The following is a 15841-nucleotide window of genomic DNA, read 5'->3' as shown; positions in this document are numbered from 1 at the left end:
CTACTTAACTACATTGAGAATCATTATTAATTAAATTTATTGAGATTATGGGAATCAAAGTAAAAGCCCGTCAGACCAAATTGACGGTGGGCCCCTCAAAAGGGCAGTATCGCTTCATCATGCAGGCAGAAATCTACAGCACGTTGAAACAGGAAAAAGTCATATCCGAAGCTGCTATCCGCTCGGGAATCCCGAAGGGAAGCATCAATGCCGCTTGGGAGGCTATCGGTGATGTAATCAGGGCATGGGCCACAGAGGGTCATTCCGTAGCCGTACCCGGACTGGGTACCATGCGCTTCGGCCTCCAAGCCGCCTCGGTGTCTAAAGTAGAAGACGTAGGTACGGGACTCATCACCACCCGCAAAGTCATCTTCACCCCCAGTACCACCATCAAACAGGAGTTGAAGGATACCTCCATCAACATCACCTGTTACGATAAGGACGGAAACGTCATCAAGCAAGTCACCTCCTCCGATCCGGGCGACGTGGACGAAGGCGAGGGAGGCGGAAACGGAGGCGATGGCGGAATTGAAGATGATCCGCTGGGATAATTTCTAAGGCCTGAGGCCTTAGAAATTAAAGAATTAATAATTAAATCATAAATCTCATCATGTCTGAAACAAAGAATAAAATTACTTGGGTGTCTTTGCTAAAAGCTATCATCCAGGCAGCCATTGCGGCACTCACAGCACTGGGTGTCACCAGTTGTTCAACTGCCATCGAATGTCTGCTGCCATGATACAGGAAACATTTCCTATGACTGTAGGTGAGGAGGAGGTGCGCGATGAGCGCGAACTCCTCACTCGGGTAGAGGGCGGGCTGATGATGGACGCTGTCGATTCGGTACGCTACATTATTCTGCACTGTTCTGCTACTCGCTGCAACTGTGACTATACTGTGGAACAACTCTTGCGTGACCATCGTACCCGTGGGTTTCGTACTATCGGTTATCATTTTTATGTCCGTCGCGATGGTACGGTCAGTCAGCATCGTCGATTGCTCGAGGTGGGGGCACATTGCCGTCCCTTCAACCGGTGTTCTATCGGAGTATGCTACGAAGGCGGACTGGACGCGGAAGGGCATCCCGCTAATACGTTCACTCAGGAGCAGTTTGAACATTTGGAACAGCTTCTGACGAAGTTACTGAAACTCTTTCCGGAGGCGCAGCTCAGAGGCCATCGTGATATGCCGGGAAGTGTGCCCAAAGCATGTCCCTGTCTCGACTGTCAATCCGTGTTCCGAGCCATTCTTTGAAATGCTTCGAAGCGTGCATATCGGTTCCTGTCAGGTCGTACATCCCTGCTTTGAGCAGGGATGCGGCCTTTTTTTGTGCATGCAGGCCGTACATTCCCGTAATTGCCGGAAGGTTCAGCTGAAAGGCGATTCCCTCGTGCTTTAATGCGCGGTAATCGGGCATGTTCATATACAGGTAACGTTCGGGGTGTGCCAGCAAGGGCCGGTAACCTTTCGCTTGAATGCGTTTCAGGACAGATAGCAAGTTCATGGGCGGATTGAAACAGGACGTTTCCACCAGCAGATACTGCCTGTAGCCTTCGCAGAGTAAAAGTAGATCGTCGGTCTCCAGACGCTCCTCAAAAAGGTTGTCCATCATGTATTCGGCGGCCAGGTTCAGTTCCACCGTGCCGCAATAAGCATCTTCCGGCTTCCGGAATTTTTCTTTCAATTCTTGGAATCTTTCTTTCAGTCCGGCGGTGGTATTGGGTATATCCTCCATGATATGGGGAGTAAGCCACACCTTGCGGACGCCTTGGCGTTTTATCTCCGCAAGAATCTGAAGCGACTCGTCCATTGTCTTCACGCCGTCATCCACCCCGGGCAATATGTGAGAGTGGGAGTCGGTCATTTCGCAAAGGATGCCGCTTTCCGCAATGGACTGGGATTTAGAAAATGGCCACATGAATCTTATTTTTCTTTATCTCCATAATAGGAAGCATAACCGTAATGGTACCCGTAGCGATATCCGTAACGTCCTCCGGCCCCTTCCGTTCCGTTCAGTATCATGGAGAGGTTTTTAAATCGTTTTTCGGTATACATATTTTCCAGTTCGGGAAGCATGGATCGGTCCAGCAAGCCGGAACGGACTATAAAGATGGTGCGGTCCGCCCATTTTTCGATGATTTGCGCGTCGGCCACGATGTCGACAGGGGGACAGTCTATGAAGATATAATCATATTCCGGTCTCAATGCCGCTATCAGCGTAGCCAACTTGTTGTTTTCCAACAGTTCTGTTGGGTTGGGAGGTACTGTCCCGATGGGTAGGATGTGCAGGTTTGCGTATTCCTTGTAGGGAACTATGATTTCCTTCCAATTCTCAACCTGATTGTTCAGGTAATTGCTTAATCCCTTGTCTGGAGAATCGACATAAGAAGAGGCGGTTCTGTGCCGGAGGTCTCCGTCAATGACCAAAACTTTCTTCTTTTTGATGGCGAAGCTCATGGCTATGTTTATGGCCAGAAAACTTTTTCCACTGCCGGGATTGAATGAGGTCAGTACGAAGACATGTTGGTTGCTGTCCTTGTTTATCATGAAATCCATGTTGGAACGCAGCACGCGGAATGCCTCGTTGATGATGTTGCGGTTGCCTTCATTCACCACTACGGTTTTCAGGTCTTGCCGCCTCCGGTGCTTGAGCTCCCACCATTTTTTCTTTGTGCCGGAGTATTGGGGAATCTCGCCAATGAACGGTATGCTCAGATTTTGCAGGTCCTTGCGACCGCGCACTTTGGTATTCATATTCTCCTTCATGAAAATGATTACTGCCGGAACCAGTAGCCCCACGGCAAATGCCACCAACAGGATATTCATCTTGCGGGGAGCAGTAGGAAACATACTGCCGCGCGGAGCGGTAATCAGACGGGTGTTGTAGGCGGTAAATGCTTGTGAGAGTTCGTTTTCCTCACGTTTTTGGAGCAGGTAGAGATAAAGCTCCTCCTTAACCTTTTGCTGACGTTCCACAGACAGCAGATACTTTGCCTGGTTCGGGTTGGATGCCAGTCGGGTGGTGGTGGCGTCTTCTACCCGGCGGAGGCTACGGATTTGGGTATTCAGCGAGACGATCAGATTGTCGACCGACTGGATGATGGTACGCTGCATACTTTGCAGGGAACTCGCCATGTTCTTTACCAACGGATTTTTTTCGCTACTGTTGGCTATCAATCGGTTGCGATCCAGCACCAGATTGTTATATTCGCTGATCTGCGTTTCTATGTTGGCGCTGACGATGCCTGAATTGGTGGGTAACGTTTGGTTCAACTGTTTCGTATTCAGTTCTCTGCGTATATATTGGGCGGTGGAGAGCTGGTTGTTCAGTGCCGACAGCTCTTTGTTATTCTCAGCGGACTGCGCCATGTAGAGGCTGGATGCCGCCTGCACATCGGGCAGTAAATGCTCGCTCTTGTATCCGGCGATATTTTCGTCCACATGACCCAGTTCGTTCTCTATCACTCCCAGACGGTCGCTGATGAACTGCGAGGTGCTGACGGCAATCTGGTTTTTGTCTTGAATCCAGTTCTCGTTATAGACTTCGATCAGGGTATTCAGTAGGTCTTCCGCTTTCCGGATGGAGGCGTCGCTGATGCTGAGGTTGATGATGGTGGCGTCGTCACTGCCCAATTCGGCAACCAGCGTGTTGGCATAGGTGTCGGCGGCGGCACTTACGCTTCCCCGGACATACTGGATAGGTGTGTCTATGAAAGCGTTGGCGTTTTTTTGCGCAGGATGCAGAATCATAGTTCCGGCAGAAGTCCGTATGGAGTCGCCCATTTGCGCGGAGAAAGTTTCTCCGGTACTTTCATCCGACACTTTAAGATCGGAAATGGTAAACGTGTCTTTAGAGGAGAATTCGATCGTGAAACTCAAGGGGGCCTCCGGTTGGTCGCGGAATGTGACGGTGAACGGGGCCGCTTTGTACAAATCGACCTTCTTCAATCCCCTGCGGACGGTAAAGGTTTCGTTCAATCCCAGACGGCTGACTACCTCGGTCATCAGTGTGGGCGATTTTAATGTCAGCAACTCGTTGTTGATGTTGGTATTGGACTTGAAGATGCCCAAATCGGAAAAGTCGCTCATTGAGCTGGTCGAAGAACTACTTTTGGAGTTGTCCTTGACGAGAATGGCAGCGGTACGGGTGTAAATGGGTGGGGTACTCAGCAGGTACAACACCGCTATAGCCAGGGTAATGAACAGGCAGACGGCAAACCAATACCACTTGGGAACAAACATGCTCCACAGGTCCTGTATCCGTATAAAGTCATCGGCGGGTTTGCCGGCAGGCGTTTTCTTTTCAACCATAATAATAAGTAATTATTTAAACAGCAATACACCTAAGGAAGTGAGGAATGATCCAATGCTAATCCATAATCCTACGCTCTTCACGCTGTTTTCATTCAGTGTGGATTGTCCGGCACGTACTTTGTTGGGCTGCACATATACCACATCGTTCTGCTTCAGGTAATAAACGGGAGATTTGAATAAATCGCAGGAGCGGAGATCCACCCAGTGCGTCACCCGTTCGCCTTTTTCTTCACGAATCACGAAGATGGCATCCCGCTTGCCGTAGATGGTTAGGTCACCGGCCATGCTGATAGCTTCCAGTAAGGTTATATAATCTTTCGAGATACTGTATTTCCCGGGAGTCTTCACTTCACCCAGGACGGAAAAGCTGAGGTTCATAAACTCCACGGTGACCACCGGGTCGTTCACCAGGTTCTCTTCTTTCAGTTTTTGTTTTACCAATGCGGCAATCTGGCTCCGGGTCATACCCGCCACAGTGAGGCTTCCCAATACGGGAAAGTCGATGGCGCCTTTGTCATCAAGCGTATATCCGGAAATTTCTCCGTTGTTGTTATTGTTGTTCAATCCTGTGGAACCTACTCTCTGCTGTACGCGCGTCAGATTGAACAAAGCCGCCAGTTCGGGGTCCTTGCTCGACACTATGATGGATATCTGATCCTTGGGTTGAACGGTGATATCCTGAGGTGGGGCCACTGCTTGGGGGCTGTTTACCTCCACGTCCTGAAAGTAGATTATCTCTTTCGATGTGTTGCACGATGAGAGCAACGCCAACGAAAATAGCAAGTATAAAAGATGATTTTTCATGTTTTGATTTTAGTATAAAATAGAAATATGAAATATAAGGTATGAAGTATTAATTTCTTGGGTGTTTTTTTGTAATTTTTGCTGTGATGTAGAAGTGCATCGCTGTCCATACCGCTACGTCCAGCAGAAACAGTACGGTGACGGACAGGTAAGAGGCTAAAAGTGTATTGGCAATAATAAAAAGACAGGCGATGCTCAGGATGAAGCAGAGTGCCTGATGTTGCGACATACCCAAGGCTATGAATTTATGGTGGATATGATTTTTGTCGGGGAGAAACGGAGGCTGATGGTTGCGCAGGCGGTGGAGCACTACCCGGACTACGTCCAGCATCGGTACCAGCAGGAAGGAGAAAGCCGTCACGATAGCACCGGGAAAAAGTTCTTCCTTGGCGGGATCGGACATACTGAGATGAATGGCCATTACAGCCAGCAACAGGCCGATGGTCAATGAGCCGGTATCTCCCATGAACACTTTCCGTCCGCGACGGGGCTTCCCGAACATATTATAATAGAAAAATGGTATCAGTGCACCCAAAGCCGCAAAGGCGATGAAAGCATATAACCACCAGCTCAGACAGACGAACATGCAACCGAAAGCGAAGAAGGCTATCATGCTCAATCCGGAAGCCAGACCATCGATGCCGTCTATAAGATTAATTGCATTCATGATATAGACAATGATAAAGACAGTGAACGGTATCCCCACATAATGGGGCAACTCGTGAATTCCAAACAGTCCGTAGAGGTTGTCGAAACAAAAGCCGGAGGCTACCAGTAAAAGGCTGCAAAGTGTCTGGATGATAAACTTGGCGCGGTAGCGCATCCCTATCAGGTCGTCTCTCATCCCCATCAGATAGAGCATGAAGAGGCAACTGAATAGGGTGAGCAGGCAGGTGGATTGTTTCCAAGTGAGCAAATTGCTGTCCGTACAGAGATTGTGGCAGGCGATGACGAGCGAAATAGGCATAATGATACACGGAAAAAAAGCGATTCCCCCTAAGCGGGGAATGTGCGTCGTATGCAACTTTCGGTCGCTCAATGGATCAAAGAGCCGCCGCCTGTAGGCTATCAGCGATATTTTGGGAATTATCATTGCACTGAGCAGGCAGCTGACGGCGAATGCCGCCAAAGTTTCAAAATAGCAGGTTGTCATTTCTGAAGGATTTGATTGGGTGAGAGCTTGTTAAAATGTATTGATTTATATCTTCCTGAGAAAGCATTGGGGAATATAGGCAGTTGCCACCGCGCACACACCTTGTATTGCCACTATCAGGCGACGGTTTCCTTTGATACGGTGTATGCAGCCTTCTGCTCCCTTAAATGGACCGTCCGTGACAAGTACCCGTTCGCCGGTGCTGTACTCCATGGGGACGTCACCGAAATAGTCCAGCCCTTTTTCTCCGGAGGAAGTGACAAGCATGAAAATTTTCATTTCCCGTTCAGGAATAGCTATTGGCAGCTTTTGCCAATTGACAAGACGGGTATATAGGAGAACCCGGTCTGTCAGCTTCTGCTGTAACGCCAGTGCTTGTTTCTCTGTGGAATAGAAGAACAGAAGAGAGGAAATGATCGGTTTACGCACGTACTTTTTCACTTCGCCACGTTCCACAAGGATTGTTTCACAAGGAATATAGGTCTCGATTTTGTCTTTATTCAGCGAGTCTTCTATCTCAAATACCTTATTGTAAAAGACTTTGAATGCATACCAATGCATAATTGAAGATACCTCTTCCATATTTGTCGTATCTCACCTAAAAGATATTCCTTCCATTCCTGCGTATCTGAGTGTTTTTGATCTTTAAAGCAACTCTGATGCGCAGCAAGCAAGGTTAATCCAATTCTTCGTTTTGTCTGTCGATTTTTGGAATTCGGAACTTCTCCTGACCCAGGAGAAGGTATCCGTAACCCTGTAATTGTACCGTTTCTAAGTAAGAAACGGCACGACGTTTTAAGGCGTTGAATTCCTGTAGGATAAAAAATATCTTTTTATCCTATTTTTTAGGTTTTGTAGATTCGGTACGATGTCTGGATAATTTTTTTAGAATATATCTATCGAGTTCTATATTAGCATCTGTTTTAAATATCTATTCATTTCTTCTTTTTATAAGTAGTTATTTATTGTGTTAGAAATCAGTATTTTATACTTGTTTTGAGAGTAAAATATAAACAAATATTTATAGCATTATGTTGTTTTATTCTTTTATTTGTTATATCTTTGCGCCGTAATTTTAAGGTTTCTTACTTAGAAACGTTACGACATAACGCCTCTAAAATTTCTTCATTAGCCTTGTCTATCAGTGAATTTTCTACAGAATCTAAGTATATGAGCGTGGTCTTCTCGGAAGTGTGTCCCATACCTGCACTTATGACAGACAACGGTATGTTGTGTTTACGTGCAACCGTCGCCCAGCTATGCCTTGCGGTATAAGAAGAGAGATGTAGATTTTCTCCTGTCAACTTTCCCAGTTTCTTCAATTTCCGGTTGTGATAGCCCAGCGCCGTCTGATATTGTCGGAAAGCCTCTTCCGGATCATTGGACGTAATGATTGGAAAAAGGTAGGGACTGTTGTGGACAAATGGCTTGTAGCGCTCGATAATATCCTCAATAAGAGGTTCTATTCGAACAGTGAGACGTTGTCCCGTTTTATGGCGGACATAACTAAGTATTCCTCCACTTATATCCTCCTTTTTCAGATAGGCAATATCTACAAAAGCCATTCCACGGGTGCAATAACTGAAAATAAACATGTCGCGAGAAAAGGCAAGCGGAGCAGAATGTGTCAGGTCCAGTTTTTGTAAACGAACCATAATAGCTTCGGGTACGGCACGTTTGCGGGTACGCTCCACACCGGTATAAACATTCCGAAAAGGAAATGTTTGTTCCATTTGATTCCGGCTTATCACCTTATTATAAGCAGAGCGCAAAGTCCGCATATAAAAAGAACTGCTGTTTTTGCTCACTTTTCGTGTCCGGAGCCATTGTTCATACTCCATGACAAGTCTTTCATCTACCAGTTTGAGTGGTCTGTCTAAGCCTCCCAGAAAGGCGGAGAAGCTATTCAATGCCCGTTGGAGATTGCGGGCATTTCCCCACCGACCATCGTTTTTAAGCTCATCGATCAGGGTTGCCAAACAAGACAGCACTGTGTCTCCGTTTTCATTCAAAGTACGAAAGCGGTCAATGACATCCGCTAAAGTGTAGTCTTTTCCTTCTCCGTCCCATTCGCATAGAATCCGACGGATACACAGCAAGTCTTTTTCTATTTGCTTTTGGTAGCGGGCCGACAACCCATTGTTGTCCGCTTCAGCTATGAATGTTTCTTTTTCTGCATCCCACCAATGGGGAAGTACATGCATTCGGGTGTTTATCTGCCTGTTGCTTTGCCTGTGGCATAGCTGATAATAGATGGTGCCGGCTTTGCCTTCCACCGATGATTTTCTGAATTTTACTTTTACAGTCGCCATAGTTTTCTTATCAATTTATAGAAATATATGCTATGTATGACAAAAAAGAAGGATATCTGTTCAAACTATTTTCTTCCGACCTCTGATAAAAATCAAAGAGCTTTATGTAATTCGGATAGAAAACAAACCTATTTGGATAGTTTATCAACCAATCTTAATATATTTGTCTGTATTATTGCAGCTGCTAAAAGTGAGTATTATGAAAGACATCTTTATTATGATAAAGCGCACATTTATTTTATTACTATTTATTTCGTTATATACCAGCTTGTTTGCGGGTTCTTTCCTCCATCTGAATGTAAGGGAGGGGTTGAGTAGCCGACAGGTTTATCAGATATGCAAGGATTCAACGGGATTTGTCTGGGCTTATACCCATATGGGAGTGGACCGTTATGACGGGAACGAGATAAGGCACTATAAGCTAAATGAGACGATAGACTCCAAGGATCATATATTGTCGTTCACGGTGATGGAGATAGATAAGGAGGGAAATCTCTGGATTGCCCTGCGGAATGGCAGAATATACAGGTATGACAAATTGAAGGATTGCTTTGAACTACAGGTGGATTTGTCGCAGTCCATATCCTTTCCGGTCTTGAATGGCATAGAGTTTGAAGAGAATGGGGGATTGTGGCTGTCTACATCCACAGGAGTGTATTATTGGAACAGAACCGATAACGTTTTGTCTCCGGCAGGCCTGATAGGTGAATGGACCAATTGCATTATTAAATCAGCGGAGAACACCTTTTTCGTAGGAACCAATACGGAAGTCTATAAAATGGAGAGAGCGGGAACGACCTGCCAATTATCAAAAGAGAAGGTGGATATTCCTGTGGAGGCTCGTATAGAGGCTTTATTCCTCTACGGTACTAAATTATATGTGGGAACTTTTTCTAACAGTGCATTTGTTATTGATTTGGCCACGAAACAGGTAAAATCTCTCGATTCCTTTATTCCGGGTATACCTGTCCGGGTTTTTGCCCATGATGGAGACCACTCTATTCTGATAGGAGCAGACGGTGCAGGTGTCTTCAGGATCGATGCTGCTAATGAAACATTGACGGAGCATTATATAACGGATGAAGACGATGAAAGAAGCCTGAATGGTAATACCGTTTCGGACATCTGCGTAGATGAATATGGAGGTATCTGGGTAAGTACCTGTACGAATGGTATCAGCTATCTGGACCCTAATGTACCCGATGTCCGTTGGATCAGGCACGAACGGAATAATCCTTCTTCATTGGTATCCGATCATGTAAATGTAATGCTACAAGACTCAGAAGGTGATTATTGGTATGGCACCAATGACGGAATCAGTGTGTACCGGGTGAAATCAAAGCAATGGATGCATTTTCTGAATGGGAAAGGTTTTGCTTATTCGTCTGTAGTGTTGGCTCTTTGTGAAGATAATGAGGGAAATATATGGGCAGGTGGTTATGGAATCGGATTATATCGTATTCAAAAGAAATCCGGTGAAGTCCGGAAAATGCCGAGACGGAATAAACAGGCTGATAGTGGCATCTCTACCGACTATATTTATGCTATTTACTCAGAGGGTGATTATATCTGGTTCGGAGGTATTGAAGGTCATTTCACGCGGTATAACAGGCGTACCGATGTTTATACCTATTATCCGATTGATTGTGTAGGGGATATAAAGTATGGTGACAAGAATACATTGCTGGTAGCCGGCTGTGACGGTCTGGGTTTCTTCGACAAATCTACGGGGGAAATCAAGTGGCAGCAGAAGTTTGGTGATATTACTTTGCATTATCCTGTCCGTTGCCTGCTGCGTTCATCCTCCGGTGACATCTGGTTGCTTACGGACGGAGAAGGGTTGATTCGTTTTAATCCGGAGAATGACCGTTCCCGTATTTATACAACTGCGGATGGGCTTGTCTCCAACTCTATTAATAGTGTGGCCGAAGATAGTAACGGACATATTTGGTTCAGTACGGAGAAGGAGTTATATTGTCTGAATCTGGTTGAAGATATGGTTATCAATGGCAATGATCTTTTAAATATCGGCTGGGGGTATTATAATTCGAATGCTTCCTTGAAGACAAAAGACGGACATCTGGCATTTGGTACAGCGGAAGGAGCTCTTTTCTTTACACCCTCTTTTGACTTTTCCAAAAGTGCACCGGTCGAATTGATATTCACAGACTTTAAATTACCTTATGAGTCGGTAAAAGCAGGAGCAGCCGGTTCGCCATTGACGGCGGGTATCAATGATACCAAGTCTCTGAAACTGAAATACAATCAGAATTCTTTCTCTATCTCTTTTTCGGCTATCAATTTTGTTTCTCCACATAAAATCAGGTATGAATACAGGCTGAAAGACCATGAGCGGCAGTGGCATCACAGGGATGTGGCTCAAAGTGTGGGCTATATGGATCTTCCTCCCGGAAAATATACTTTTGAATTGCGTGCATTCGATAAATATACCCAGCAACAGGTTGGCGAACGTTCGGTAGAAATTTCTATCGATCATCCGCTTTGGGCATCCTGGTGGGCCATAGCGATCTATCTGATTTTGCTTGTGATATTAGGTTATTTCTTCTTCCAGTTCAGACGGCAAAGGGTGCGGGAGAATAAAATCAGGGAACGGATTCATTCGTTTATAGGGATTGCCCATGATATACGCACTCCCGTAACGTTGATAAAAGCTCCGTTGAGTGAACTTGAAGAACGGGGTGACTTGCCTGAGGAGAGTAAGAAGAAATTGGCAATTGCAGTGAAGAATGCAGAGAAGCTTTTTTCGATGATTACTCAGTTGCTGGAATTGCAAAAGGTGGAAGCACACCCGGAACATCTTGAAGTGGCATTATATAATGTAAAGGCGTACATGGAAGATAGATTGTCTGCTTTCCGTATGGCTGCAGTCCAAAAGGAGATAGAGCTTTATCTGGAGGTAGAACCGGAGATGTCTGAGGTATGGCTGGACAAGAGCAAGATGGATCATATAATGGATAATCTGCTTTCTAATGCTTTGAAGTATACAGAGAAAGGTTCCATAGGTATTGTAGTGAGACAGACTAAAAACAAATGGATTGTTGAAGTAAGGGATACAGGAGTCGGTATTCCTGCAGAAGAACAGAAGAATATCTTTAATGAGTATTATCGTGCCAAGAATGTGGTAGACTCTCAGGAACAGGGCATCGGCATTGGCCTGATGATTACTTCCCGCATTATCAAGCAACATCATGGTAAGATAGAATTCAGCAGTATAGAGAATAAAGGGACTACGTTCACTGTTACATTTCCCAAGAAACTGCGATCGGGTATGGTGGTTGTGGCGAAGGAGGATTTACCGGAAGTAACGTCTCCCGATGTTTCATCTCAGGAGGAGGATGACCAGACGGATAAAAATATTCTGTTGCTGGCCGAGGATGATAAAGATATGCGTGAGTATCTGACGGACAGTTTGTCTTCCGAATATAAGGTAATCAGTGTACCCGATGGAGGAAAGGCATTGGATATGGCGAGGGAAATCAATCCGGATATTATTATTTCGGATATCATAATGCCTGTAATCCAGGGGGATGAGCTGTGCCGGATCTTGAAATCTTCTGTTGAGACCAGTCATATTCCTGTCATTCTGTTGACCGCCCTTTGTGAGAGGGAGAATATCATATTAGGATTGGAATCCGGGGCGAATGATTATATCATTAAACCCTTTGACTTGTCCGTATTGAAAGTAAGGCTTCGTAATATACTTCAGAACAGACAGCATCTCAGGGATACCGTGCTCTCCTCGGATATACCTGTCAACGAAATAGATTACAGCAGCCAATTGGATAAAGAGTTCCTGGATAGTGCCATGGCAGCCATCGATGAGAATATGACCAATCCGGAATTCTCAATCAATGACTTCTGCCGTGCGTTAGGCATGAGTCGTACATCCGTTTATAATAAGATAAAAACTTTGACAGGGCAAGGCCCGAATGATTTTATCCGCATTGTCCGGTTGAATAAGTCGAAAGAGCTTTTGCTTTCGCAGAAATACTCAGTCGGAGAAGTGGCATGCATGGTTGGTTTCTCAGACCCTAAATATTTCAGTACGTGCTTTAAAAAGCAGTTTGGTACGAGTCCCAGCAAATTTTAGAGTATAAAAACTGTATTTAAACCTAAGTGGATAAGTAGCGAACCTTTTTTGTTAAAGAATCAACTTTCGTTTCCTTGATTGTGCGTAATATTGTGGTCAATAGTAACCTTCTAAAAATGCAGATAAAAAATGGAAACGTATTTAGGCCTGGATTTGGGCGGAACTAAATTACTGATTGGCGAAATTGATAGTCGCGGCAATATCTTGAGGTACAAAAAATATGACTCCGGATATTTTAACCAACAAGCAGCGCTGGATATTATCAAACTATCACTGGATGATTATATCAAAACCGTAGGATGGTATGATAAGAAACCTTTGGGCATGGGAGTGGGATTGATCGGACGGGTAGATCCTAATCAGGGTATCTGGTTGCAGATAGATCCCAGCAGAACGCAACCTATTGCTTTGGCTAAGGAATTAGCGGATATTTATGGCATTCCCTGCCATATAGACAATGATGTGAAAAGTGCCACACGTGCCGAACGTGTGTGGGGCTTCGGGCAAATATCCAAAAACTTCATCTATTTAAATATAGGAACGGGTATTGCGGTCGGCACGGTTGTGAACGGCAGGCAGATACGCGGTAGCCATTTCAATGCCGGTGAAGTGGGACATGTGCGGGTAGGAGTCAATGTAGGAATCAAATGTACTTGTGGAAGGGTGGATTGTGTGGAGGCTATAGCTTCCGGTATTGGTTTCGACCGTTGTGCAAGAATACTTCAGAAAGATTATACCACGGATTTACACATTCCTGCCGACAAAGGGGAACGGATACCTGTCAGTGAGATTTTTGCATTGAGTCGTAAAGGTGATCCTCTATGTGTGAAACTGGTGGAGAATGCTTCCGAAGCATTAGCGAATCTTGTAATGAACCTGGTGCGGGTAACAGATCCGGAGACAATCGTTTTAGGTGGCGGTGTAGTGGCAGACGGATATATTCATGCGAAGATAATGAAATTGCTGAATCCGACCACTATGCGTTTTGTGAGCAATGGTGTTGTTATCACAAAGTTGAATCCGGAATTCATAGGTTTACTGGGTGCAGGTGCTGTGGCCATGAATATGTAAATAGTGATTGGTGATTAGTGATTAATGATTAGTGATAAGAAAGTGGAGTCATGAAAATAACTATAGCAAAGAGCGAAAAAGAATTTGATTGCATCGCTGCATGGCAGATTATTGGTGAAATTCTAAATAAACCGGAAGCTGTTATCGGGCTTTCGACAGGACGTACGACCGGAAATCTGCACCGGATGGTTGGAGAAATATATTCCCGTTATCCTTTCAATACCTCTGCGGTCACGTTCTTCGGATTGGATGAAGTGGTGAACGTGCCGCGTGAATATGCCGGGGCATGTTATACGATGCTGAAAACGGAAATTATAGATGCATTGGGTATTATAGATGAGAACTTCCTGATGTTGCCAACGGTTTCAGATGATTTTGGGAAAGCTTGCAGGGCATTTCAAGAAGAAATAGCCAAGCGTGGAGGCATTGACTTACTGATTCTGGGTTTGGGAGAGAACGGACATTTAGGTTTCAATCAACCTCATTCCCCTTTGGGAGGAGATGCGTGGGTTACTAAGATGAATCCGGAATTGGAAGAACGCATTCGTAGAGAAACCCACACCCCGCCGGAGAAGGAACTGGGAGGGGTAACTCTGGGGATAAAAAATATCATGCAGGCACGCCGGATTGTACTGGTGGCCAAAGGCAGTAACAAAGCTGAGGTCGTGAAACAAATGCTAGAAGGACCTGTCACGTCTGATGTTCCAGCCTCTGTCCTTCAATTGCATCCGGATTGTGAGTTTCTGCTGGATGTTGCTTCTGCAGCTAAGTTATCTGAAAAATAATCATTTACTAATACTACATGATGACACACCAAGAAAAACAAATCAATTACATGGGACCGTTTCTTACAATGGTCTTCCTGTTCCTTATTGTGGGCTTCCTGACAACTGCCAATACTCAGTTTCAGGGGCCGTTGAAGGAAACGTTTCTTATGAAAGTAGGTAATCTGAAGAATACATTTGCAACTCTGATTACTTTCTCGTGGTTCCTTGCTTACCCTATTTGTGGGAGTATAGGTTCATCCTGGATTAGCAAGTATGGCTATAAAGGAACCTTGATCCGTGGACTTTGGGTAATGATTATCGGTCTGGGACTCTTTTTTGCTTCATCTTATTTTACCGTTCAATTTCCTGATGCTGATATCAGAATGGGAGAGAGTATTATTCCCATAGGATTCTTTATATTTCTATTAGGATCATTTGTTGTGGGTGCTTCGGCCACGATTTTGCAGGTCGTTATTAATCCTTATCTTACCGCTTGCCGTGTGAAAGGGACACAAGCCATCCAGCGTTTGGCTATTGGGGGGACGGCAAACTCTGTGGGTACTACGATTGCCCCTTATTTCGTGACCGGTATTGTGTTTGGTGGCCTGGCTATGGAAGATATTCAAATCAGTCAGTTGATGATGCCTTTCTTTGCATTGATGGTAACTATAGCTGTGGTTGTTTTCTTATTGATGAGGCTATCTTTGCCGGATATACAGGGTACACGGGTAGAGAAAGGGGAGAAGTTGGAGAAAAGTGTATGGTCATTCCGTCACTTGACATTGGGAGTTTGCGCTATCTTTTGTTATGTGGGTGTTGAGGTTTGCATTGGTGCGAATATCAATTTATATGCCATTGAGCGGAATTGTCCTTCACCTGCCTTGTTGGCCACACTCTATTGGGGTGGTATGCTGATCGGACGACTGGTAGGAAGTTCGTTGAGCAAAGTTTCCCCTCGTGTGCAACTGACCGTAACTACCATATCGGCAGGTGTGTTGGCTTTGCTGGCTATCATCTTTAATAATCCCTGGTTACTGACAGCAGTCGGACTTTTCCATTCCATCATGTGGGGAGCTATCTTCACATTGTCTGTGGCCCATTTGGGTAAATATACTTCGGTGGCTTCCGGGGTATTCATGATAGGGGTAGTGGGAGGTGCCATCCTGCCTTTGTTGCAAGGTGTCTTCGCTGACTTGCTGGAAAGTTGGAGATGGTCTTGGTTTATTGTAATTTTGGGAGAAGTATTTATGCTGTATTATGCATTGATAGGTTCTCGTGTTCGTCAAACAGCTGATTAACTATTATAATA

The 15841-nt window shown here is 45.1% G+C and carries 13 protein-coding genes; 7 read left to right on the top strand and 6 right to left on the bottom strand.

Annotated elements, in window-relative coordinates; genetic code table 11:
- Positions 1-47: 47 nt before the first annotated feature.
- Genes DWW10_RS07175 through DWW10_RS07170 form a run of 3 tightly spaced genes read left to right on the top strand, consistent with a single transcriptional unit; the run spans position 48 to position 1254 of the window.
- Positions 48-551, top strand: coding sequence for an HU family DNA-binding protein (locus tag DWW10_RS07175; RefSeq protein ID WP_022392963.1), 504 nt, complete (start codon positions 48-50; stop codon positions 549-551).
- A gap of 59 nt (positions 552-610) precedes the next feature.
- Complete coding sequence (locus DWW10_RS26660) at positions 611-739, top strand: smalltalk protein (RefSeq protein ID WP_022392964.1); 129 nt, start codon at positions 611-613, stop codon at positions 737-739.
- Positions 736-1254: an N-acetylmuramoyl-L-alanine amidase gene (locus DWW10_RS07170; RefSeq protein WP_022392965.1), complete on the top strand. Its 519-nt coding sequence runs from the start codon at positions 736-738 to the stop codon at positions 1252-1254. Before DWW10_RS26660 ends, DWW10_RS07170 begins: the two co-directional genes overlap by 4 nt.
- Here the strand turns inward: DWW10_RS07170 and DWW10_RS07165 are convergent.
- The 6 genes from DWW10_RS07165 to DWW10_RS07140 form a co-directional block, all read right to left on the bottom strand.
- The gene (locus tag DWW10_RS07165) at positions 1169-1918 is read right to left on the bottom strand and encodes a tyrosine-protein phosphatase (protein ID WP_022392966.1); all 750 of its coding nucleotides are present in this window, start codon (positions 1916-1918) and stop codon (positions 1169-1171) included. The genes DWW10_RS07170 and DWW10_RS07165 overlap by 86 nt on opposite strands.
- 5 nt (positions 1919-1923) lie before the next feature.
- Positions 1924-4311 (bottom strand): GumC family protein, encoded by a 2388-nt coding sequence (locus DWW10_RS07160; RefSeq protein ID WP_022392967.1) that lies wholly within the window; start codon positions 4309-4311, stop codon positions 1924-1926.
- Between the two features lie 12 nt (positions 4312-4323).
- Positions 4324-5118: a polysaccharide biosynthesis/export family protein gene (locus DWW10_RS07155; protein WP_022392968.1), complete on the bottom strand. Its 795-nt coding sequence runs from the start codon at positions 5116-5118 to the stop codon at positions 4324-4326.
- Positions 5119-5167: 49 nt separating this feature from the next.
- Positions 5168-6271, bottom strand: coding sequence for an MraY family glycosyltransferase (locus DWW10_RS07150; protein ID WP_022392969.1), 1104 nt, complete (start codon positions 6269-6271; stop codon positions 5168-5170).
- Positions 6272-6316: 45 nt separating this feature from the next.
- A complete protein-coding gene (locus DWW10_RS07145) occupies positions 6317-6853 on the bottom strand; it encodes a UpxY family transcription antiterminator (RefSeq protein WP_022392970.1) in 537 nt (178 codons plus the stop codon).
- Positions 6854-7356: 503 nt separating this feature from the next.
- The gene (locus DWW10_RS07140) at positions 7357-8583 is read right to left on the bottom strand and encodes a site-specific integrase (protein ID WP_022392648.1); all 1227 of its coding nucleotides are present in this window, start codon (positions 8581-8583) and stop codon (positions 7357-7359) included.
- 199 nt (positions 8584-8782) lie between these two features.
- Here DWW10_RS07140 and DWW10_RS07135 point away from each other — a divergent pair, with 199 nt between their 5' ends.
- From DWW10_RS07135 to DWW10_RS07120, 4 genes are all read left to right on the top strand, one after another.
- Entirely contained in the window at positions 8783-12694 is a 3912-nt protein-coding gene (locus tag DWW10_RS07135) for a hybrid sensor histidine kinase/response regulator transcription factor (RefSeq protein ID WP_022392649.1), read from the top strand.
- Between the two features lie 129 nt (positions 12695-12823).
- Entirely contained in the window at positions 12824-13765 is a 942-nt protein-coding gene (locus DWW10_RS07130; RefSeq protein ID WP_022392650.1) for an ROK family protein, read from the top strand.
- Between the two features lie 50 nt (positions 13766-13815).
- Entirely contained in the window at positions 13816-14550 is a 735-nt protein-coding gene (locus tag DWW10_RS07125; RefSeq protein ID WP_022392651.1) for a 6-phosphogluconolactonase, read from the top strand.
- A 20-nt stretch (positions 14551-14570) separates the two neighbouring features.
- Complete coding sequence (locus DWW10_RS07120; protein WP_118421288.1) at positions 14571-15830, top strand: MFS transporter; 1260 nt, start codon at positions 14571-14573, stop codon at positions 15828-15830.
- Positions 15831-15841: the final 11 nt, after the last annotated feature.

It is taken from the genome of Bacteroides intestinalis, from assembly GCF_003464595.1.
In the GTDB taxonomy this organism is placed as follows: domain Bacteria; phylum Bacteroidota; class Bacteroidia; order Bacteroidales; family Bacteroidaceae; genus Bacteroides; species Bacteroides intestinalis_A.
This window is presented reverse-complemented; position numbering and strand designations above follow the sequence as displayed.

Bases quoted from the DNA above. Each gene is read 5' to 3' on its own strand.
- DWW10_RS07120 (WP_118421288.1), top strand. From the start codon at position 14,571: ATGACACACCAAGAAAAACAAATCAATTACATGGGACCGTTTCTTACA.
- DWW10_RS07145 (WP_022392970.1), bottom strand. From the start codon at position 6,853: ATGGAAGAGGTATCTTCAATTATGCATTGGTATGCATTCAAAGTCTTT.
- DWW10_RS07160 (WP_022392967.1), bottom strand. From the start codon at position 4,311: ATGGTTGAAAAGAAAACGCCTGCCGGCAAACCCGCCGATGACTTTATA.
- DWW10_RS07130 (WP_022392650.1), top strand. From the start codon at position 12,824: ATGGAAACGTATTTAGGCCTGGATTTGGGCGGAACTAAATTACTGATT.
- DWW10_RS07150 (WP_022392969.1), bottom strand. From the start codon at position 6,271: ATGACAACCTGCTATTTTGAAACTTTGGCGGCATTCGCCGTCAGCTGC.
- DWW10_RS07155 (WP_022392968.1), bottom strand. From the start codon at position 5,118: ATGAAAAATCATCTTTTATACTTGCTATTTTCGTTGGCGTTGCTCTCA.
- DWW10_RS07170 (WP_022392965.1), top strand. From the start codon at position 736: ATGATACAGGAAACATTTCCTATGACTGTAGGTGAGGAGGAGGTGCGC.
- DWW10_RS07165 (WP_022392966.1), bottom strand. From the start codon at position 1,918: ATGTGGCCATTTTCTAAATCCCAGTCCATTGCGGAAAGCGGCATCCTT.
- DWW10_RS07140 (WP_022392648.1), bottom strand. From the start codon at position 8,583: ATGGCGACTGTAAAAGTAAAATTCAGAAAATCATCGGTGGAAGGCAAA.
- DWW10_RS26660 (WP_022392964.1), top strand. From the start codon at position 611: ATGTCTGAAACAAAGAATAAAATTACTTGGGTGTCTTTGCTAAAAGCT.
- DWW10_RS07175 (WP_022392963.1), top strand. From the start codon at position 48: ATGGGAATCAAAGTAAAAGCCCGTCAGACCAAATTGACGGTGGGCCCC.
- DWW10_RS07125 (WP_022392651.1), top strand. From the start codon at position 13,816: ATGAAAATAACTATAGCAAAGAGCGAAAAAGAATTTGATTGCATCGCT.
- DWW10_RS07135 (WP_022392649.1), top strand. From the start codon at position 8,783: ATGAAAGACATCTTTATTATGATAAAGCGCACATTTATTTTATTACTA.